Origin of the sequence: Hydrogenophaga sp. YM1 (assembly GCF_016903055.1) — a bacterium.
Lineage (GTDB): Bacteria > Pseudomonadota > Gammaproteobacteria > Burkholderiales > Burkholderiaceae_C > Hydrogenophaga > Hydrogenophaga borbori.
The window spans coordinates 3,724,438-3,745,076 of the sequence record NZ_CP070223.1 but is presented as its reverse complement, the minus strand read 5'-3'; the positions used below and the strand labels follow the sequence as shown (position 1 = coordinate 3,745,076).

Annotated in this window: 19 protein-coding genes and 1 other RNA gene; 16 read left to right on the top strand and 4 right to left on the bottom strand. The window is 71.4% G+C overall.

The genetic code is table 11. The features are described 5' to 3' along the window. The first annotated feature begins 11 nt into the window (after positions 1-11). From JNX00_RS17640 to JNX00_RS17620, 5 genes are all read left to right on the top strand, one after another. Positions 12-1,415, top strand: a complete 1,404-nt coding sequence (locus JNX00_RS17640) for an acyclic terpene utilization AtuA family protein (RefSeq protein WP_204743032.1) — start codon at positions 12-14, stop codon at positions 1,413-1,415. Then, positions 1,412-1,792, top strand: a complete 381-nt coding sequence (locus JNX00_RS17635) for a hypothetical protein (protein WP_070397210.1) — start codon at positions 1,412-1,414, stop codon at positions 1,790-1,792. The genes JNX00_RS17640 and JNX00_RS17635 overlap by 4 nt, the downstream gene beginning before the upstream one ends. Before the next feature lie 79 nt (positions 1,793-1,871). Further along, positions 1,872-2,666 (top strand): crotonase/enoyl-CoA hydratase family protein, encoded by a 795-nt coding sequence (locus JNX00_RS17630; protein WP_070397211.1) that lies wholly within the window; start codon positions 1,872-1,874, stop codon positions 2,664-2,666. A 43-nt stretch (positions 2,667-2,709) separates the two neighbouring features. After that, a complete protein-coding gene (locus JNX00_RS17625; protein ID WP_204743031.1) occupies positions 2,710-4,290 on the top strand; it encodes a L,D-transpeptidase family protein in 1,581 nt (526 codons plus the stop codon). Next, entirely contained in the window at positions 4,287-4,850 is a 564-nt protein-coding gene (locus JNX00_RS17620; protein WP_204743030.1) for a DUF882 domain-containing protein, read from the top strand. Before JNX00_RS17625 ends, JNX00_RS17620 begins: the two co-directional genes overlap by 4 nt. A 16-nt stretch (positions 4,851-4,866) precedes the next feature. Here the strand turns inward: JNX00_RS17620 and JNX00_RS17615 are convergent, their stop codons facing one another. Next, positions 4,867-5,316: an acyl-CoA thioesterase gene (locus JNX00_RS17615; RefSeq protein ID WP_070397214.1), complete on the bottom strand. Its 450-nt coding sequence runs from the start codon at positions 5,314-5,316 to the stop codon at positions 4,867-4,869. 67 nt (positions 5,317-5,383) lie between these two features. Between JNX00_RS17615 and JNX00_RS17610 the strand changes: the two genes are divergently transcribed. The 6 genes from JNX00_RS17610 (at position 5,384) to htpX (ending at position 12,086) form a co-directional block, all read left to right on the top strand. Beyond that, entirely contained in the window at positions 5,384-7,204 is a 1,821-nt protein-coding gene (locus JNX00_RS17610; protein WP_204745095.1) for an ABC transporter ATP-binding protein/permease, read from the top strand. A gap of 60 nt (positions 7,205-7,264) precedes the next feature. Then, positions 7,265-8,179, top strand: coding sequence for a LysR substrate-binding domain-containing protein (locus JNX00_RS17605; protein WP_070397216.1), 915 nt, complete (start codon positions 7,265-7,267; stop codon positions 8,177-8,179). 149 nt (positions 8,180-8,328) lie between these two features. Next, positions 8,329-9,240: an amino acid ABC transporter substrate-binding protein gene (locus tag JNX00_RS17600; RefSeq protein ID WP_204743029.1), complete on the top strand. Its 912-nt coding sequence runs from the start codon at positions 8,329-8,331 to the stop codon at positions 9,238-9,240. A gap of 44 nt (positions 9,241-9,284) precedes the next feature. Further along, entirely contained in the window at positions 9,285-10,331 is a 1,047-nt protein-coding gene (pyrC, locus tag JNX00_RS17595) for a dihydroorotase (protein ID WP_204743028.1), read from the top strand. A gap of 14 nt (positions 10,332-10,345) precedes the next feature. After that, complete coding sequence (locus JNX00_RS17590; protein ID WP_070397219.1) at positions 10,346-11,083, top strand: DUF3025 domain-containing protein; 738 nt, start codon at positions 10,346-10,348, stop codon at positions 11,081-11,083. Between the two features lie 133 nt (positions 11,084-11,216). Further along, positions 11,217-12,086, top strand: a complete 870-nt coding sequence (gene htpX, locus JNX00_RS17585; protein ID WP_070397220.1) for a protease HtpX — start codon at positions 11,217-11,219, stop codon at positions 12,084-12,086. A gap of 75 nt (positions 12,087-12,161) precedes the next feature. On the opposite strand, the gene JNX00_RS17580 is transcribed toward htpX, so the two are convergent. Further along, a complete protein-coding gene (locus JNX00_RS17580) occupies positions 12,162-12,872 on the bottom strand; it encodes a glycine zipper 2TM domain-containing protein (RefSeq protein WP_070397221.1) in 711 nt (236 codons plus the stop codon). A 50-nt stretch (positions 12,873-12,922) separates the two neighbouring features. Continuing rightward, positions 12,923-14,791 (bottom strand): FAD-dependent protein, encoded by a 1,869-nt coding sequence (locus JNX00_RS17575; RefSeq protein WP_204743027.1) that lies wholly within the window; start codon positions 14,789-14,791, stop codon positions 12,923-12,925. 118 nt (positions 14,792-14,909) lie between these two features. Here JNX00_RS17575 and JNX00_RS17570 point away from each other — a divergent pair, with 118 nt between their 5' ends. The 4 genes from JNX00_RS17570 (at position 14,910) to JNX00_RS17555 (ending at position 17,920) form a co-directional block, all read left to right on the top strand. Continuing rightward, positions 14,910-15,491 carry a DUF2239 family protein gene (locus JNX00_RS17570; protein WP_070397223.1) on the top strand — a complete coding sequence of 194 codons (582 nt, stop codon included), beginning with the start codon at positions 14,910-14,912 and terminating at the stop codon, positions 15,489-15,491. A 23-nt stretch (positions 15,492-15,514) separates the two neighbouring features. Further along, on the top strand, positions 15,515-16,870 hold the full coding sequence (locus JNX00_RS17565; protein ID WP_070397224.1) for an MATE family efflux transporter: 1,356 nt from the start codon (positions 15,515-15,517) through the stop codon (positions 16,868-16,870). 23 nt (positions 16,871-16,893) lie between these two features. Further along, positions 16,894-17,253: RNase P RNA component class A (rnpB, locus tag JNX00_RS17560), an RNA gene on the top strand. 94 nt (positions 17,254-17,347) lie between these two features. Further along, a complete protein-coding gene (locus tag JNX00_RS17555; protein WP_070397225.1) occupies positions 17,348-17,920 on the top strand; it encodes an outer membrane beta-barrel protein in 573 nt (190 codons plus the stop codon). A gap of 43 nt (positions 17,921-17,963) precedes the next feature. Here the strand turns inward: JNX00_RS17555 and JNX00_RS17550 are convergent, their stop codons facing one another. Further along, entirely contained in the window at positions 17,964-19,664 is a 1,701-nt protein-coding gene (locus JNX00_RS17550) for an MBL fold metallo-hydrolase (protein WP_204743026.1), read from the bottom strand. An 81-nt stretch (positions 19,665-19,745) separates the two neighbouring features. Here JNX00_RS17550 and dapF point away from each other — a divergent pair, with 81 nt between their 5' ends. Next, the gene (gene dapF / locus JNX00_RS17545; RefSeq protein ID WP_204743025.1) at positions 19,746-20,630 is read left to right on the top strand and encodes a diaminopimelate epimerase; all 885 of its coding nucleotides are present in this window, start codon (positions 19,746-19,748) and stop codon (positions 20,628-20,630) included. Positions 20,631-20,639 lie beyond the last annotated feature (9 nt).

Below are 20,639 nucleotides of genomic sequence, written 5' to 3'. Positions count from 1 at the left end.
GAACATCTTTTATGAAATCAGTCCGCATCGGCGCCGGCCTGGGCTTCTACGGCGACGCCTGGGAGCCCATCGCCGCGAGCATCGAACGCGGCGGCGTGCAGTTCATCGCCAGCGACCACCTGGCCGAACTCACGCTCGCCATCCTGCAGAAGGACCGCCAGCGCGACCCCGGCCTGGGCTACGCGCGCGACGTGGTGCCGCTGCTGCTGCGCCTGTGGCCGCTGATGCAGCGCCAGGGTGTGCGCTTCGTCTGCAACGCCGGCGGCCTGAACCCGCGGGGCGCGGCGCAGGCGGTGCTGGCCGCCTTCGCCGCCAAGGGCCTGAAGGCGCGCGTGGCGGTGGTCAGCGGCGACGACGTGCTGCCGCGCCTGGCCGACCCGGCCGGCGGCGCCTTCGAGCACCTGTTCACCGGCGCGGCGGTGGCGTCGGTGCGCGAGCGGCTGGTGTTCGCCAACGCCTACCTGGGCGCCGCGCCCATCGTGCGCGCGCTGGACGGGGGCGCGCAGATCGTCATCACCGGCCGGGTGGCGGACGCGGCGCTGTTCCTGGGCCCGATCGCGCACGCGCACGGCTGGCGCCTGGACGGCGCGCGCGAGGGCGAGGGCGAGACGCTCGACCGCCTGGCGCAGGGCCTCACCGTGGGCCACCTGCTGGAGTGCTCGGGGCAGGGCAGCGGCGGTAACTTCGGCGCGCAGGGCCATTGGCAGTCCATTCCCGATCTGGCGCACATCGGCTACCCCATCGCCGAGGTCTGGGCCGATGGCCGCGCGCTCATCACCAAGGCGCCGGGCACCGGCGGGCGGGTGAACTTCGACACCGTGCGCCAGCAGCTGCTGTACGAGGTGCACGACCCGCACGCCTACCACAGCCCCGACGTGGTGCTGGACATGAGCGGCATCCACCTGGAAGACCTCGGGCAGGACCGCGTGCGGCTGAGCGGCGCGCGCGGCCGCGCGCCCAGCGAGCGGCTGAAGGTGGTGGCGGGTTTCCGCGACGGCTACAAGGCCGAGGTGACCTGGGGCTTCTCCTGGCCCGACGCCTGGGACAAGTCGCAGCAGGCGCAGGCGACCATCCGCGCCCAGCTGAAGGAGCGGCGCGTGCCGCACGACGAGCTGTACGTGGAGTACCCCGGCCTGAACTCCGCCCATGGGCCGCTGGCGCCGCTGCCGGCGGTGGACGCGCTCAACCAGCTCAACGAAATCTGGACGCGGCTGGTGCTGCGCACGCCCGAGAAGGCCGCGGCCGAGGGCTTCGGGCGCCTGTTCCCCTGGATGGGCCTCAGCGGCCCGGCCTACACCTGCGGCTTCACCGGGCTGCACAACGTGAGCGAGCTGCTGGGCATTTGGCCCACGCTGGTGGACCGGGGCGAGGTGGAGGCGGGTGTCCAGGTGGCGTTCATGGGAGAAGCCGCATGAGCCGGGTCCGCATTCCGTTGGCGCGCATCGCCCACGCGCGCAGCGGCGACAAAGCCGATTGGGTGGACTTTGGCCTGTTCGCCTGGAACCCGGCGGGCTACGCCCTGCTGGCGCGGGAGGTCACGGCCGAGCGCGTGCGCGCGCACTTCGCGCCGTGGCTGCCGGGCGCGGTGGAGGCCTGGGCGCTGCCGAACATCCTGGCGCTCAAGTTCGTGCTGAAGGGGGCGCTGCAGGGCGGCGGCGCCCGCAACCTGCGCCTGGACAACCTGGGCAAGGCCATGGCGGCGGCGCTGCTGCGGCTGGAGATCGAGGTGGAGGCGGCCGAACTGGAAGCCGCCTTGCAGCAGCCGCGCGTGGGCTGGTGGGGGGAGGCATGACCCCCACGCTCCACCGCTGCGCGGGTCGCTGCCCCCCGAGGGGGCTGATCCGGCTTGGGGCGGCCCGGCGCCGGATCGCATGACCGTCCGCCTCGAATCCCTCGACGACGGCATCCGCGTCGTCACCCTGGACCGCCCCGAGGTGCGCAACGCGGTGGACAGCGCCACCGCGCGCGAACTGCACGCGGCCTTCCTGGCCTTCGAGGACGACGCCGCGGCACGGGTCGCGGTCTTTCACGGCGCGCACGGCCACTTCTGCGCCGGCTGGGACCTGCAGTTCGGCGCGCGCGCCGCGCGGGCCGGCGAGGGCGGTGCCCTGGCCGATCTGGACTTCGACAGCGCCGACGCGCGCGCCCTCGGCCCCATGGGACCCTCGCGCCTGCGCCTGTCCAAGCCCGTGATCGCCGCCGTGAGCGGCGCGGCCGTGGCCGGCGGCATGGAGCTGGCGCTGTGGTGCGACCTGCGCGTGATGGAGGCCGACGCCTACTTCGGCGTCTACTGCCGCCGCTTCGGCGTGCCGCTGATCGATGGCGGCACCGTGCGCCTGCCGCGCCTGATCGGCATGGGCCACGCCATGGACCTGATCCTGACCGGCCGCAAGGTCGAGGCCGACGAGGCCTTGCGCATCGGCCTGGCCAACCGGGTGGTGCCGAGCGGCCAGGCGCGCGAGGCGGCCATCGCGCTGGCGCGCCAGCTCGCGGGCTTCCCGCAGGCCACGATGCTCGCGGACCGCGAGAGCGCCTACGCGCAGTGGGACCTGCCCCTGGGCGAGGCCTTGCAGCAGGAATGGCGGCGCGGCCAGGCGCGCATTCCCGACGCGCTGGAAGGCGCGCAGCGCTTCGCGGCGGGCGAAGGGCGCCACGGCCGGTTCTGACCCGCGGCCCGGGCGCGGCCGCCCGGTCGGGGACAATGCCGCCATGCACCTGGCTTCGTTTTCCTGGCGCCGCCGCCACTGGCTGCTCGCCCTGGGCGCCTGGCCCTGGTGGCTGGACCCCGCCGCGGCCGCCACCTGGCTTGAGGCCGGCAGCGGCCAGGCCTGGAACGAGCCGCTGGCCCGCCAGGCCCTGGCCCTGCTGGCCGGCGCGGGGGCGAACGGCCTCGATCCGGGCGACTACCAGGCCGAGGCGCTCCAGCGGCAGCTGGGCGAGGCGCTGGCCCGCCCGGACGGGGCGGCCGGCGCCCGGTTCGCCACCGAGTTGGGCGCCGCCATGCGCCGCTACCTGCACGACCTGGCCTTCGGCCGCGTCGATCCCCGCGCCGTGCACCAGCGCTTCAGCGTGGCGCCGAGGGCCTTCGATCCGGCGAAGGCGCTGGCCGACGCCCTGGCCCAGGGACGGCTCGACGCGGCGGTGCGGGCGGCGGTTCCCCCGCTGCCAATCTATGGCCAGCTGCAGAAGGTCCTGCGCGACATGGACGCGCTGGCCGGCCACCCCGCCTGGTCGCGGCGCCTGCCGCCCTTGCCGCGGCCGGCGGGTGCGCGCTCGCCCAAACTCGAACCGGGCGGCAGCTGGGCGGGCCTGCCCGCGATGGCCCAGCGCCTGGCGTTGCTGGGCGACCTGGCTGGCGGCGCGCCGCTGTCCGACCGCCTCGATGGCGCCGCGCTCGAGGCCCTGCGGGCCTTCCAGCGGCGCCATGGCCTGACGGACGATGGCGTGCTCGGCGCCGCCACGCTGGCGGCCTTGGAGGTGCCGCCAGCGGCGCGCGCGCGCCAGACGGCGCTGACCCTGGAGCGCCTGCGCTGGACACCCCTGCTGCAAGGGCCGCGCATGATCGTGGTCAACATCCCCGAGTACGTGCTGCGCGCCTACGAAGTGGTGGACGGTCGCATCGAGGTGCGCCTGAGCATGCGCGTGATCGTGGGCAAGGCCGTGGGCCACGAGACCCCGCTGTTCGACGAACGCCTGCGCAGCATCGAGTTCAGCCCTTACTGGAACGTGCCGCCATCGATCGCGCGCCAGGAGACGGTGCCGCGCCTGCGCCGCGACCCGGGCCATTGGGTGCGCCAGGGCTTCGAGTTCGTCGGCGGCGACGGCAGCGTGGACACCGTGCTGAGCCCGGCCAAGCTCGACGCGGTGCTGGCCGGCCGGCTGCGCATCCGCCAGCGCCCGGGGCCGGCCAATGCGCTGGGCGACATCAAGTTTGTCTTCCCCAACCGCGACAACATCTACCTTCACCACACGCCCTCGGTCGGCCTGTTCGCGCGCGAACGGCGCGACTTCAGCCACGGCTGCATCCGCGTGGAGGACCCGGTGGCGCTGGCGCGCTTCGTGATGGCGGGCATGCCCGGCTGGGACGAAGCGCGCATCCGCGAGCAGATGGCCGCCGGCACGTCCACCCACGTCGCCCTGCGCGACCCGCTGCCGGTGCTCATCGCCTACGGCACGGTGCTCGTCAAGCAGGGCCGCCCCCACTTCTTCGCCGACGTGTATGGTCACGACGCGCGGCTGCAGGCCGCCCTCGACGCCCGCCCCCGGCCCCAACCGCAGCCATCCCGATGAACGACCGTCCCTTCTCCCCTGCCTCTCGCCGCCGTTTCCTGCGCCAAGGCCTGGGCGCCGCGGTGGCCGCGCCGCTGCTCGCCCTGCCCCGGCACGTGTGGGCCGCGCCCCAGCGCGCGCTGGCCTTCGACCACCTGCACACGCACGAGCGCATCGACCTGGTCTACGCCACGGGTGCCGACTACCTGCCCGAGGCCCTGGGCCGGCTCGACCATTTCCTGCGCGACCACTACTCGGGCGATGTCGGCCACATCGACCCCGGCCTGCACGACGTGCTGCACGCCCTGCGCCGGGTGCTGGGCACCGAGCGGCCGTACCAGGTGGTATCGGGCTACCGCTCGCCGCTCACCAACGCACACCTCAAGGCCACGCGGGGCGGCGGTGTGGCCACCCGCAGCCTGCACATGGACGGTCGCGCCATCGACGTGCGCCTGCCCGGCGTGCCGCTGGCCGACCTGCGCGATGCCGCGCTGTCGCTGCAGGCCGGCGGCGTGGGCTTCTACCCACGCGAGCAGTTCGTGCACATCGACACCGGGCGCGTGCGCCGCTGGGGCGGCTGAGCGCCCCCGCCCGCGCTCAGGCCGGCGCCGTCCAGGCCGACTTGGCGTCGGCGGGAATCGGCCGGGGCCGGCCCTCCAGGTCGATGGCGACATAGGTCAGGCTGGCCTCGGTCACCTTCAGGTACTGGCCCTGCGAGGAAATGCGCTCGGCGAACACCTCCACCATCACGGTGATGGAGGTGCGCCCGATGCGCGTGACCTGCGAATAGAAGCTGAGGATGTCGCCCACGCGCACCGGCTGCTTGAAGATGAACTGGTTCACCGCCACCGTGGCCATGCGCCCACGCACGAAGCGCGCCGGCAGCACGGCGCCGGCCAGGTCGACCTGGGCCATGACCCAGCCGCCGAAGATGTCGCCGTTGGCGTTGCAGTCCGCCGGCATGGGGATCACCTTGAGCACCAGTTCGCGGTGGTCCGAGGGCAAAGAGGGCAAAGGCGCGTGGGCGGCGCTTGAATCGGTGGGCATGGGCACAATCTCCGGCTGACTCCCACGATTGTCTTGCATGCGTCCCGATACCCCCACCCAAGGCCGTATGGCCTTGCCGTCCGCGCCCGGCGAGCCCGCCGCGGCGCCCGCCCGCCGCTCCGACTGGGCCACCCTGCGGCGCCTGCTGCCCTACCTGTGGCAATACAAATGGCGCGTGATCGCCGCGCTGGCCTTCATGGTGGCGGCCAAGCTCGCCAACGTGGGCGTGCCGGTGCTGCTCAAGCAACTGGTGGACGCCATGAACATCCCGCCGGGCAGCGCCCAGGCCCTGCTGGTGGTGCCGCTGGGCCTGTTGCTGGCCTACGGCGGCCTGCGCCTGTGCACCAGCCTGTTCACCGAGCTGCGTGAACTCGTCTTCGCCAAGGCCACCGAGGGCGCCACGCGCCACATCGCGCTGCAGGTGTTCGGCCACCTGCACAGCCTGAGCCTGCGCTTCCACCTGGAGCGCCAGACCGGCGGCATGACGCGCGACATCGAGCGCGGCACGCGCGGCGTGCAATCGCTGATCTCGTACTCGCTCTACAGCATCGTGCCCACGCTGATCGAGGTGGCGCTGGTGCTCACGCTGCTGGGCACGCAGTTCGACATGGGCTACGTGTGGATCACGCTGGCGGCCCTGGTGCTGTACGTCGGCTTCACCGTGGTGGTGACCGAGTGGCGCACCCAGTTTCGCCGCCGCATGAACGAACTGGAATCGGCCGGCCAGACGCGCGCCATCGATTCGCTGCTGAACTACGAAACGGTCAAGTACTTCAACAACGAACACTACGAGGCCACGCGCTACGACGAGGCCCTGCAGAAGCTGCGCCGCGCGCGCCTGGTGAGCCAGCGCACGCTGTCGCTGCTGAACGCGGGACAGCAGCTGGTCATTGCGGTGGCGCTGGTGTTCATGCTGTGGCGCGCCACGAACGGCGTGGTGGCCGGCAAGCTCACGCTGGGCGACCTCGTGATGATCAACGCCTTCATGATCCAGCTCTACATCCCGCTGGGTTTCCTGGGCGTGCTCTACCGCGAGATCAAGCAGAGCCTGACCGACCTGGAGAAGATGTTCTCGCTGCTCGAGAAGGAGCGCGAGGTGGCCGACGCGCCCGGCGCGAAGCCGCTCGTGCTCGACGGGCCGCCCACCGTGCGCTTCGAGAACGTGCATTTCTCCTACGAGCCCGCGCGCGAGATCCTGCACGGCCTGAGCTTTGACATCCCGGCCGGCAAGACGGTGGCGGTGGTGGGCCCCTCGGGTTCGGGCAAAAGCACGCTGGCGCGCCTGCTCTACCGCTTCTACGACACCAGCAACCGGGCCAATGGGGAAGGCCGCATCACGATCAACGGCCAGGACATCGCCGAGGTCACGCAGTCCAGCGTGCGCGAGGCCATCGGCATCGTTCCGCAGGACACGGTGCTCTTCAACGACACCATCGAATACAACATCCTCTACGGCCGGCCCGAGGCCGGGCACGAGGCGGCGGTGGCGGCGGCCGAGGCGGCGCACATCCGCGGCTTCATCGAGCGCTTGCCCCAGGGCTGGCGCACCATGGTGGGCGAGCGCGGGCTCAAGCTGTCGGGCGGCGAGAAGCAGCGCGTGGCGATCGCCCGCACCCTGCTGAAGAACCCGCCGATCATGATCTTCGACGAGGCGACCAGCGCGCTGGACTCGGCCAACGAGCGGGCGATCCAGGCGGAACTGCGCCAGGCCGCGCGCCACAAAACCGCGCTCGTCATCGCGCACCGCCTGTCCACGGTGGTCGACGCCCACGAAATCCTGGTGCTGGAGAACGGCCGGATCGTCGAACGCGGGCGCCACGCCGACCTGGTGGCGCGGGGCGGCGCCTACGCCCGGATGTGGGCGCTGCAGCAAGCCGGCAACGACTGAGCCCCGGATCGAGAAAACCCCAGCGGGTGTCGGCCCGCCACACCACCATAATCGCGCGCCATGGAAACCAAGTGGCTGGAAGACTTCGTCAGTCTTGCCGAGACCCGCAGCTTCAGCCGTTCGGCCCAGCTGCGGCACGTCACCCAGCCGGCGTTTTCCCGCCGCATCCAGTCGCTGGAGGCCTGGGCCGGCACCGACCTCGTCGATCGCTCCTCCTACCCCACGCGGCTCACGCCGGCCGGCCAGACCCTGTACGAGCAGGCGCTGGACCTGCTGCAGACCCTCAACACCACGCGCGCCATGCTGCGCGCGCACACGGCGGCGGCGCAGGACGTCATCGAGTTCGCCGTGCCGCACACCCTGGCCTTCACCTTTTTCCCGCAATGGCTGTCCGGCCTGCGCGAGACGGTCGGCCCGGTGAAAAGCCGGCTGATCGCGCTCAACGTGCACGACGCCGTCATGCGCCTGGTGGAGGGCAGCTGCGACCTGTTGATCGCGTACCACCACGCGGCGCACCCCATCCAGCTGGACACCTCGCGCTATGAGATGTTGCCCCTGGGCACCGAGGTGCTGGCGCCCTACAGCCGACCCAACGCCCAGGGCGGGCCGCTGTACGCGCTGCCCTCGCCCGGTGGCCAGGCGCAGCCCTTCCTGGGCTACGCGCCCGGGGCTTACCTGGGCCGCGCGGTCGAGCACCTGCTCAAGGACACCTCACTGGCTAGCCAGCTCGAGCGCGTCTATGAAACCGACATGGCCGAGGGCCTGAAGGCCATGGCCGTCGAGGGGCATGGCATCGCCTTCCTGCCCGCCAGCGCGGTGCGCAACGAGGTGGCGGGCCGGCGCCTGGTGCCGGCGGCCGACGGCCTCACGCTGACGCTGGATATCCGCCTGTACCGCACGCGCCCCATGGACACCAGCAAGGGCAAGCGGGCCGCCATCGGTTTCTGGAACCGGCTGAGCGACCTGCTCGGTTGAGGCTTCCCCCGGGTGCCGCCGATCGGGGCGGCGCTTCCGTTGGCACGTTCCTCAGAAGAAATACCGCATTCGCGGTAGCGGCCGACCCGCCGGCGCGACGTATCGTCCCGCCCTTCGTGGACGCAGGACACACCGTGAGGACGCCCGCCATGCCCCAGCCCCCCTTGTTGCTTGCCCTGCGCGCGGCGCTGGCCGCGCTGGTCCTCCTGGCGTGGGCCGGGCCCGCGCCGGCCAGCGATTCGGGTCCCGTGATCGAGCAGATCCGCGCACAGGGGCGCCTCGTGATCGGCCACCGCGAATCCTCGGTGCCGTTCTCCTACCTGGGCCCCGACAAGCGGCCCATCGGCTACGCGGTGGACGTCTGTCGCCGCCTGGCCGCCGCCGTGCAGGCCCGGCTGGCGCTGCCGGCCTTGCCGATCGAGTACCTGCAGCTCACCCCGGCCAACCGCATCGAGATGATCGAGACCGGCAAGGCCCAGCTGGAATGCGGTTCCACCACCAACAACGCGGAACGGCGCGAGAAGGTGGCCTTCACCATTCCCCACTTCATCACCGGCGCGCGCATGCTGGTCAAAGCGAACAGCGGCATCGACCGCATCGACCAGCCCGAGGTCAAGCGCGTGGCCATCACCCGCAACACCACGCCGCTGGCCGCGGTGCGGCGCATCCAGGCCGAGCGGGGCCTGCGCTTCGAGATCGTCGAGACCGAGGACCACGAGAAAGCCGTGCAGATGGTGGAGCGCGGCGAGGCGCAGGCCTTCGTGATGGACGACGTGCTGCTCTATGGACTGGCGTCCACCCGGCCCGACCCCAAGGCGCTCAAGGTGGTGGGCCGCTTCATCACCACCGAGCCGCTGGCCATCATGCTGCCCAAGGGCGATCCGGCGTTCAAGAAAATCATCGACGATGAAATGCGCCGCCTGATCTACAGCCACGAAATCCACGCCATCTACCAGCGCTGGTTCGAGCAGCCGATCCCGCCGAACAACCTGCCGATGAACCTGCCCATCAGCTACCTGCTGCGCGACTTCTGGAAGTACCCCACCGACCAGGTGCCCTGAGGCCGGCCGAAGCCATCCGTGGTGGCTGCGACAATCGCGGCACCATGAGCGCCGCCACCCCCGACTCCCTGACCCTCACCCGCCCCGACGACTGGCACCTGCACGTGCGCGATGGCACCGCCCTGCAGGCCGTGGTGCCCCATACCGCCGCCCAGTTCGGCCGCGCGATCATCATGCCCAACCTCAAGCCGCCGGTGACCACGGCGGCGCAGGCGCAGGCCTACCGCGAGCGCATCCTGGCGGCCGTGCCCGCCGGCGTGGCCTTCGAGCCGCTGATGACGCTCTACCTCACCGACAACCTGCCGCCCGAGGAAATCGCGCGCGCCCGGGCGGCCGGTGTCGTGGCCCTCAAGCTGTACCCCGCCGGCGCCACCACCAACAGCGACGCGGGCGTGACCGACATCCGCAAGACCCACAAGACCCTGGAGGCCATGCAGCGCGAAGGCCTCAAGCTGCTGGTGCATGGCGAGGTCACGTCCGCCGACATCGACCTGTTCGACCGCGAGGCGGTGTTCATCGACCAGGTGCTGATCCCCCTGCGCCGCGACTTCCCCGAACTGAAGATCGTGATGGAGCACATCACCACCAAGGAAGCCGCGCAGTACGTGGCCGGTGCGGGCCCGCACACGGCGGCCACCATCACCGCGCACCACCTGCTCTACAACCGCAACGCCATCTTCCTGGGTGGCATCCGTCCGCACTACTACTGCCTGCCCGTGCTCAAGCGCGAGACGCACCGCGTGGCCCTGGTGCAGGCCGCCACCAGTGGCAGCGACCGCTTTTTCCTGGGCACCGACAGCGCGCCGCACCCCGCGCACCTGAAGGAGCACGCGGTGGGCTGCGCGGGCTGCTACACGGCGCACGCGGCCATGGAGCTGTACGCCGAAGCCTTCGAAGCCGCCGGCGCGCTGGACAAGCTCGAGGGCTTCGCCAGCTTCCACGGGCCCGACTTCTATGGCCTGCCGCGCAACGTCGGCACGGTCACGCTGCGGCGCGAGACCTGGACGCCGCCCGAGTCCTATGCCTTCGGCGAGGCCGAACTCAAGCCCCTGCGCGCGGGCGAGGCGCTGCGCTGGCGGCTGCTGGCCTGAACGCCGGCGACGGCATGGCCATTCACTGGTCGGCCCCGTGGTTCGCCTCCGTGGCCGAGGCGGGCCGTGCGGTGCAGGCCGCGCAGGCGCAGGGCCTGCCCCTGCCCGAGGCCCTGAACCGGCATGCGCCGGGTCCGCTGCGCGCCGTGTCCCAATCGGCCTTGCCCGAGGGCCAGGCCTATGAGGCCTTCATCGCCGCCACGGCCAGCGTGCCCACGCGCGAGAACCTTCACGACCTGTTCAATGGGCTGATCTGGCACCGCTTCCCCGCGAGCAAGCGCCAACTCAACCGCCTGCAGGCCCAGGCCATCGCGGCCGACGGCGTGGGCGCGGTGCGCGGGCCGCTGCGAGACGCCATCACCCTGTTCGACGAGAACGCAGCCCTGCTGCAGGCCCCCGAGCCGCTGTGGCGGGCCCTGCGGGCGCGCGACTGGACCGAGCTGTTCGTCGCGCAGCGGGGGGCTTGGGCGCGCGCGCGGCTGCTGCCCTTCGGGCATGCGCTGCTGGAAAAGCTGGCCCGGCCTTACAAATCCATCACCGCGCACGTGTTGGCGCTGCCCGTGCCCCAGTCGCTGGGCGACGACCTCGCGGCCTGGGACGCCTGGCTGGCCGCGCAACTGGACGCCGCGCGGCTGCGCGCCAAACCCTTCACGCCGCTGCCCGTGCTGGGCGTGCCGGGCTGGTGGGACGGCAACGCCGACCCCGCGTTCTACGCCGATGCGGCGGTGTTCCGTCCACCGCGCGCGGCTTGAAACCGGCGCCATCAACCCCACTTTCGGTGCCGGTATCATCCGCTGCCCTTGACCCGGCACCGGGAACCTGAAGGCCCGAAACCGGGTCAGTGGCGCAGCCGGCCCCCACGCGCCGGCGCCTAACGGAGCACACATGAAACGCATCCTGCTGTTCGTCCTGACCAACGTCGCCGTGATGGCGGTGTTGCTCATCACCACGCGCATCCTCGGCGTGGACCGTTTCCTCACCGCCAACGGCCTGAACATGACGGCGCTGGCGGGCTTCTCGCTCGTCATCGGCTTCGGCGGCGCGATCATCTCGCTGCTCATCAGCAAGCCCATGGCCAAGTTCAGCACCGGCGCGCGCGTGATCAACCAACCGCAGACGGCCGACGAAGCCTGGATCGTGCAGACGGTGCAGAAATTCGCCGACAAGGCTGGCATCGGCATGCCCGAGGTGGCCATCTTCGAGGGCGCGCCCAACGCCTTTGCCACCGGCGCCTTCAAGAACAGCGCGCTGGTCGCCGTGTCCACCGGCCTGCTGCAGAACATGACGCGCGAAGAGGTCGAGGCCGTGATCGGCCACGAGGTCGCGCACGTGGCCAACGGCGACATGGTCACCATGACGCTGATCCAGGGCGTGATGAACACCTTCGTGGTGTTCCTGTCGCGTGTCATCGGCTACGCGGTGGACAGCTTCCTGCGCCGCGGCAGCGACAGCAACTCGGGCCCCGGCATCGGTTACATGGTCACCACCATCGTGATGGACATCGTGCTGGGCTTCCTGGCCGCCATCATCGTGGCCTGGTTCAGCCGCCAGCGCGAGTTCCGGGCCGACGCCGGCGCCGCGCAGCTGATGGGCCGCAAGCAGCCCATGATCAATGCCCTGGCCCGCCTGGGTGGCCTCACGCCCGGCGAACTGCCCAAGACCATGCAGGCCCTGGGCATCACCGGTGGCCTGGGCAAGCTGTTCAGCACCCACCCGCCGATCGAAGAGCGCATCGCCGCGCTGCAGCAAGGCTGATCGCGCCGCGAGCGCCCGGCAAAAAGGCCACCCTGGGGTGGCCTTTTTTCTTGAGTTGCCGGGTAGCGGAAGAACTCAGCGGTTGCGCTCGAAGCGGGGGTAGCCGTGGTCGTGGTAGCCCGGACCGGGGTGGCCGCGCCAGCCCGGGGGCCGGAAGTAGCGCTGGCCGCCAATGATCACGACCTCGGTGGAGATGTTGGAGTAGCCCGGCGCGTAGCCGTCGCTGTACACCACGGGCGGCTCCGGCGTTTCGTAGCGCACCTGCGGGCGCGAAGGGTAGGCGGGGGGCGGCGGGGGCATGGCGTCCACGGGCGTGACGTTCAGGCGCACGTAACGGCCCGGGTCTTGCGCCATCTGGGTGCGGTACTGCTGACCGGCGTACTCGTAGACCACGTCGTAGGCCACCGTGCGGGGCTCGTAGAACGTCTGCGTGCCGCAGTTGCGCACGATCTCGGTCTGCGGCGGGCTGGAGCCTTCGATGCGGTTGCCCAGCATGGCGCCGCCGATGAGGCCGATGACGGTGGCCGCGGCGCGGCCGCTGCCATCACCGATGGCGTTGCCCGCCGCGCCGCCCGCGATGGCGCCCAGCACCGCGCCGGCGCCCGACTTGCGGCCCGGGTAGGTCACCTGCTGATCGGAGCAGACATCGCGCGGCACGGCCACCTGCTGGATGATGGGTGTGCTGCTGATGACGCGGCCTTGCGCTTCCTGGGCGTGGGCCGCGCCGGTGGCGGCGGCCAGCGCGGCCGCCAGGGGAAGCCAGACGAGCGATCGGGGGGTGTTCACGGAAGGCTCCTGAAAGAGGAATGGGGAAGCTGCATGCTGCGCCTGGGACGTCAAGCCGGCGCGCCAAGCTTGTCATTTTTTGTAAAGCCCCCGACGGGCGGCAGGCCGAGCAGGTCCCGGGCCAGGGCTTCGGCCACTTTCAGGCCGTCCACGCCGGCCGACAGGATGCCGCCGGCGTAGCCCGCGCCTTCGCCCGCCGGGTACAGGCCGCGCGTGTTCGGGCTTTGCAGGCCTTCGTCGCGGTGAATGCGCAGCGGCGCAGAGGTGCGTGTTTCCACACCGGTGAGCAGGGCGTCCGGCAGGTCGTAGCCGCGGATCTGGCGGCCGAAGGCGGGCAGGGCTTCGCGGATGGCCTCGATGGCGTAGGCCGGCAGCGAGGGCGCGAGGTCGGTGAGGTGCAGGCCGGGCTTGTAGGAGGGTTCGACCTCGCCCAGCGCGGTGCTGGGCCGCGCGGCGAGGAAGTCGCCCACGCGCTGGCCGGGCGCGCTGTAGTCGCTGCCGCCGAGTTCGTAGGCGCGGCTCTCCAGCTGGCGCTGCAGCACCACGCCGGCCAGTGGGTGGTGACGGCCTTGGGCGCGCAGGGTCTCGGCCTGGGCGGCGTAGCGCGCGCCGTCGGCTTCGCCGAAGGCGGCGGTCCACAGCGGCGTGTCCCGCGGAAAGCTCTGCGGGTAGTCGTTGGGCTCGATGCCGACCACCAGGCCCGAATTGGCGTTGCGCTCGGCGCGTGAGTATTGGCTCATGCCGTTGGTGACCACGCGCCCGGGCTCGGACGTGGCCGCCACCACCGTGCCGCCCGGGCACATGCAGAAGCTGTAGACCGCGCGGCCGTTTTTCGCGTGGTGCACGAGCTTGTAGTCGGCCGCGCCGAGCAGCGGGTGGCCGGCGTGGCGGCCCCAGCGGGCGCGGTCGATCAGGCTTTGCGGGTGTTCGATGCGGAAACCCACCGAGAAAGGCTTGGCTTCCATGGCCACGCCCTGGTCCCAGAGCCAGGCAAAGGTGTCGCGCGAGCTGTGGCCCAGCGCCAGTACCAAGCGCCGCGCGGGCAACTCCAGGTGCTCGTCCGTGTCGAGCCGGTGCACGCGCAGGGCGCGCACGCGCCGCGCGGCGCCATCGCCTTCGGTGACCAGGCCCGTGAGCTGGTGCTGGAAACGGATCTCGCCGCCCAGGGCGATGATTTTTTCGCGCATGGCCTCCACCACCTTCACGAGCTTGAAGGTGCCGATGTGCGGGTGCGCGGTGTAGAGGATTTCGCCCGGCGCGCCCGCGTCGACAAACTCGTTCATCACCTTGCGGCCGAGGAAACGCGGGTCTTTGATCTGGCTGTAGAGCTTGCCGTCGGAGAACAGGCCCGCGCCGCCTTCGCCGAACTGCACGTTGCTCTGCGGGTTCAGCACGCGGCGGCGCCACAGGCCCCAGGTGTCCCGGGTGCGCTCGCGCACGGGCTTGCCGCGCTCCAGCACGATGGGCCGCAAGCCCATCTGCGCCAGGGCGAGCGCCGCGAACAGACCGCAGGGGCCGAGGCCCACCACCACGGGGCGCTCGTCCCCGGTGCGCGGAAACCCCTCGGGCGCGTGGCCGGGCGCGGTCCACGACATGTCGGGCGTAGCACGCACATGCGGGTTTTGGGCGTGGCGCGACAGCAAACCCGGCTCCGCCGAGGCGTCGGCGAGGGCCACATCGACGATGTAGACCGCCAGCAGCTCGGCCTTGCGGGCGTCGAAGCTGCGCTTGAAGACCGTCAGCGCGGCGATGGCGGCGGGGTCGATGTCCAGGGCCTGCGCGGCCAGTCGGGTGAGCGCCTGAACCGGGTGCGGTGGCGGCGCGCGGTCGGCCTCGGTTTCGCTGGGCGCGTCGGCGGCGCGGCGCGCTTCGGCCGGCACCTCGGCCAGGGGGAGTTTGAGTTCGGCGATGCGGATCATGGGTCGTGGGGCTTGTGGCGATCAAGCAGACGAAGCCGCGCATTGTCCCCAATCCCGCGCCCGACCCGGTTTTTAATTGATCCGGGCAAAATAAAAATACCCGGGTATAATTTCAGCCATGTCTGCAAAATCTCCCTCCCGGTGCACCGCCTTTCTGGGCGCGCGGCGCGTGGCTTTTGGCGCTTGCGACGAGGTCGCCCGCGCCTTGGGCGCGCTGGACCTGTCGGCTGGTGGCCTGCTGGTGTTCGACGACGCCAGTGGTGCGCTCGTCGACTACCCTTTCCCGGCCCCGCCGCCCGATGCCCCTGTCGCCGCCGCGCCGCAGGTGGGCCGGCCGCGCCTGGGCGTGGTGGCGCGCGAGGTGACGCTGCTGCCCCGCCACTGGGACTGGCTGGCCCGCCAGCCCGGCGGCGCCTCGGCCGCGCTGCGCCGGCTGGTCGACGAAGCGCGTCGCGTGCACGCCGGCCGCGACGCGCGGCGCGAGGCCACCGAACGCGCCTACCGCTTCATGAGCGCCATCGCGGGCGGCTTTCCCGGCTTTGAGGAGGCCGCGCGCGCGCTGTTCGCGCACGACGCCGAGGCCTTCGCCCGCCAGATCGCGCCCTGGCCGCCGGACGTGCAGGCGCACGCCAGCTGGCTGGCGCGCGAGGCCTTCATGGCCACCGGCCCCGCCGATCCCGACGCCGACCCCAACGACTGATCCACCCTTTCCGGACCCTTCCCATGCCTCCCTCCACACAAGGCCCGCTCTGGCGGGTCTACCTCGTGTTCCTCGTGCCCATGGTGCTGTCCAACATCCTGCAAGGGCTGTCGGGCACGCTCAACGGCATCTTCATCGGGCAGATGCTCGGCACGCACGCGCTGGCGGCCGTCTCGGGCATGTTCCCCATCGTGTTCTTTTTCATCTCGCTGGTGATCGGCCTGGGCGCGGGCGCCTCGGTGCTGATCGGCCAAGCCTGGGGCGCGCGCGAGCCGCACAAGGTGAAGGCCATCGCCGGCACGGCGCTGATGCTGGGGGCGCTGATCGGCCTGGTGGCCGCCGCGCTGGGCGTGGCGTTCGCGCGGCCCGCCATGCAGGCCCTGGGCACGCCGCTGGACGTGCTGGACGATGCCGTGGCCTACGCGCGCGTGATGTTGCTGATCATGCCGCTGCTGCTGGTGTTCATCCTGTTCACGCAGCTGCTGCGCGGCATCAGCGACACGGTCTCGCCGCTGCTGGCGCTGCTGATGTCCACGGTGCTGGGGCTGTTGCTCACGCCGGCGCTCATCAAGGGCTGGCTGGGCCTGCCGCCGCTGGGCATTCAAAGCGCGGCCTACGCGGGCCTGGTGTCCTACGCGCTGGCGCTGGTGTTCCTGGGCTGGCGCCTGGCGCGCCAGGGCAGCGTGATGGCCTTCGACGCCGAGATGCGGGCCGCGCTGCGGCTGGACCGCGCCATCCTCGGCAAGGTGATGCGCATCGGCCTGCCCACGGGCGTGCAGATGGTGGTGATCTCCGTCTCGGAGCTGGTCATCCTGGCGCTGGTCAACGGCCACGGATCGCAGGCCACGGCGGCCTACGGCGCGGTCACGCAGGTGGTGAACTACGTGCAGTTCCCGGCGCTGTCCATCGCCATCACCACCTCCATCCTGGCGGCGCAGTCCATCGGTGCGGGCCGGGTCGACCGGCTCGGCGCCATCCTGCGCACCGGCCTGTGGCTCAACCTGGTGCTCACCGGCGCCTTGGTGCTGCTCGGCTATGGGCTGTCGCACCACCTGCTGGGGCTGTTTCTCACGCAGGCCGAGGTGCGGCTGCAGGCCGAGCACCTGCTGCACATCATGCTGTGGAGCATCCTGGTCTTTGGTTTCCAGGCCATCGTCGGCGGGTTGATGCGCGCCAGTGGCGTGGTGATGGTGCCCATGGCGATCTCCATCTTCTGCATCCTGGGCGTGCAGCTGCCCGCCGCCTGGCTGCTGGACGCGCGGCTCGGCCTGCCGGGCATCTGGCTCGCCTTCCCCGTGGCCTACGTGGCGATGCTGCTGCTGCAGACGGCGTTCTACCGCTTTGTCTGGCGGCACCGCCGCATCGAGCGGCTGATCTGAGGACGCGAGATAATCGCGCCCGTGAAGCGCGCCAGACCGCCGCTGGCACAAGACCCGAAAGGGTGTGCTGGAGGAACGTCCGGACTGCGCAGGGCAGCGTAGGAGGTAACACCTCTCCACCGACAAGCCCCGAGGGTTCGCCCGCGGGGCCCTAAGGTGAGGATCAGAGCAACAGAGACGAGTCGGTCCGGGGCAACCCAGACCGGGTGAAACGGGCAATCTCTACGCGCAGCAACACCAAATAGGCCAGCGTTGATGTGGCTCCGCGGAGCTGGCGGGTAGGTGGCATCGAGCCGTTCGGGTGACCGGCGGCCCAGAGGAATGGCGGTCACGTTCCGGGCAACCGGGGCGCACAGAATCCGGCGTACCGGCGCGCTTCACACTTTTCTTCCTGCCGTCATGTGCCGGCCGCGCCAGCGGCCAGGTACGGCGTTTGCCCTATCGGTCCCGGAGGGTTTTTGACCGAAAGGACCGCACATGACGCACCTCAGCAGAACCATGCTCGTTTCCCTGCTCGCGGCGGGGCTGGCCAGCGCCGCCTCCGCCCAGCAGGTCCAGTCCCCGTCCGACCCGAAGCTGTACGGCGAGATCGGCTTGTCGCAGCTGAAGATCACCGCCAAGGACGGCCCCCTGAGCGCCGAGGCCAAGCCCGGCCTGCTCACGGGCACGCTGGGCTACCGCCTGTGGCCGTTTCTGTCCGTCGAAGGCCATGTGGCCGGCGGCGTGATGAAGGACGAGATCAAGCTCAATGGCGTGAACACGGGCATCGATGCCAAGGTGCCCAGCACCTACGGCCTGTTCCTCAAGCCGACGCTGCCGCTGGGCGAGCGGGTCGAGCTGTTCGGGCGCGTGGGCGTGGCGCGGACCAAGCTGGAGCTGTCGGCGGGCGGCATCAACCGGGACGACACCGGCACCGACACGGCCTACGGCCTGGGGGTCAATGTCCACCTGAGCCCGGTGTCCTACCTGCAGGCCAACTGGATGAACTACCACGACAAGGACGGCGTCAAGGCCGAGGGCGTGGGCATCGTGTACGGCCGGCGCTTCTGAGCGCGCGGCGCAGGCCAGGCCGCCAGCGGCCTGGCCGCCGTCCTCAGGCGTTGAAGCCGCCCAGGGCGCGGATGCGCTCCACGTGGGCGAGCAGCGAGCGCCGCGCCACCGGCCACAGGCGCTCGGGCACGTCGTCGTAGGCCAGCGGCACCCAGTCGTCCAGGCCGCCGTCGGGCCGGACCTGCATGGCGCGCGCGATTTTGGCCTCGCGCGCGAGCCGGTGCGCCTTGAGCTGGTCGATGGCGCGCCGCGCGCCGCCCTCCACCGGCGCCGAGGGGTTGTCGGCCGTGCGCCGCAGGTCGCCCAGCACGTGGCCGTGCGCGGGCAGGATGAATTCGATGCCCTGTTCGTCGCACAGCGCGGCCAGGCGGTCCAGCGACGCCAGGTAGGCGCTCATGTCGCCGTCGGGCGGGTCGATCACCGTGGTGCTGCCATTGAGGATGTGGTCGCCCGAGAACAGCAGGCCGTCTTCCAGCAGCACCAGGCACAGGTGGTTGGCCGCGTGGCCGGGCGTGTGCACGGCCATCAGCGTGTGCGTGGTGCCGTCGGGCGCCAGCAGCGCCAGGCGCTCGCCGTCGGCCAGCGCGCGGTCGGGCGTGAAGCGGCTGTTCTCGCGTGCGGTGGCCGCGCTGGCCAGGCCCAGGATGGGTGGGCGCGTGGCGCCGGCCTGCACGCACAGGGTCTGCAGGCGCGCGGCGCCGGGCGAGTGGTCGGGGTGCGAGTGCGTGCAGACGATGGCGCGCAGGTCGGCGCCGCAGGCGCGCCACAGGCGTTCGATGTGCGCGCCGTCGTCCGGGCCCGGGTCGATGGCGATGTAGCCGCTGGCTGGGTCGCCCACGATGTAGCTGTTGGTGCCGGGGCCGGTCATGACGCCGCTGTTGGGCGCGGTCAGGCGCATCACCTGCTTGAGCAGCGGCACCGGCTGTTCGTGCTGCCAGTCCAGCGGGTGCACGATCTGGCCGTCGGGGCAGACCAGGGCCAGCTCGCCGAAGGGCGGCTCGTGTTCCATGTGGCGCGACTCGCGGCCCCGGACCAGGCCGGCGCGCGGGCAGCTGGTCCACAGCGGTTCGTCGTGCGCGGCGCAGGCGTCCAGCACCGCTTGCACCGAGGCGTGGGCCTGCAGGCGCTCCAGCGTGCGGATGGTCGGGAAGATGATGAAAAACTGGCCGGCGGCGTGGCGCGCCAGCGCGTCGGCCGGGCGCACCCACAGGGGCTCGAACTGCTCGCTCTCGTCGGCCACGGGCTCCTGGCCCTCGGGCATGCGTGCGATGAGGAACGGCACATCGAAGCGGCGCGAGAGGTCGCGGTCGGTGATCCAGTGGGCGAGCACGAAGACCTCGTCGGCCGCCAGCTTGAGCCCGCGCGCGGTGCATTGCGGCGCGAAGGGGGCCTTTCGGTCGAGCGCGGCGATGTCCTCGGCCGTGGCCCAGCCGCCGTCGGCGCGGCGCGCGAGCAGCACGCCCAACTCCTCGAAGCTCTCGCGGATGGCGGCGATGGCCTGGGTCAGGCGCAGGTCGGTCTGCGTGGGGCGGCGCGCGGCGGCGCCGAAGGCCTGGGCGTCGGCGGCGTCGATGCCGCCACCCGGGAACACGTAGGCGCCGGGCGCGAAGCTGGCCGTCATGGAGCGGCGGGTCATCAGAACCTCGACACCATCGGGTCCGTCGCGCAGCAGCAGCACGGTGGCGGCGGGGCGCAGCGGCGCGGCAGGGCGGGGCGGGTGCAGGAGTTGGGTGGGGCGGACCATGGCGGGATTGTGGGGGAGGGCGGCACGGTCTTGCGTCGTGCGCGCGTCAGGGGCCGCGGGCAACGCGGATAATCCGCCTCCATGCGGATCCGCTTCACCAAGATGCAAGGCGCGGGCAACGACTTCGTCGTGCTCGACGAGACGCGCGGACGGCTCGGGCTCAGCACGGCGCAGTACCGCTTTCTCGCCGACCGCCACTTCGGCGTTGGCGCCGACCAAATCCTCTCCGTGCGCGAGGCCCCCGAGCCGGGCCTTGACTTTGAATACGTCATCCACAACGCCGATGGCGGCGAGGTGGAGCACTGCGGCAACGGCGCGCGCTGCTTCGTGCGCTACGTGCACGACAAGGGCCTGAGCGAGCGAAACCCGCTGCGCGTGAAGGTGAAGAACGGCGTGTTGGAGCTCAAGCGCCTGCCCGACGGCCGCGTCACCGTGGACATGGGCCCGCCGGTCTTCGCGCTGCCCCAGGTGCCCTTCGACGCCAAGGGCCTGAAGGCCGAGAAGCTCGGCAACTTCGAGCGCTGGCCGCTGGCCGTGCCCTACGCGGGCGACCAGTACGTGGCGGTGCTGTCCATGGGCAACCCGCACGCGGTGCTGCTGGTCGACGACGTCGACACCGCGCCGGTGGCGGCCTGGGGCCCGCTGATCGAAAACCACGAGCGCTTTCCCCGGCGCGTCAACGCCGGCTTTCTGCAGGTGATCGACACCCGCACCGTGAAGCTGCGCGTGTACGAACGCGGCGCGGGCGAAACCCTGGCCTGCGGCACCGGTGCCTGCGCCGCCGTGGTGGCGGGCATCCGCCTGGGCTGGCTGGGCTCGCGCGTGGACGTGCACACCCGTGGCGGCGTGCTCACCATCGAATGGGTCGACACGCCCGAACACGACGCCCCCGTGTTCATGACCGGCCCCGCCACCCCCGTGTTCGAGGGCGAGATCACCGTGCCCGACGAGCTGAACCAACCGTAGTCTTTTTCG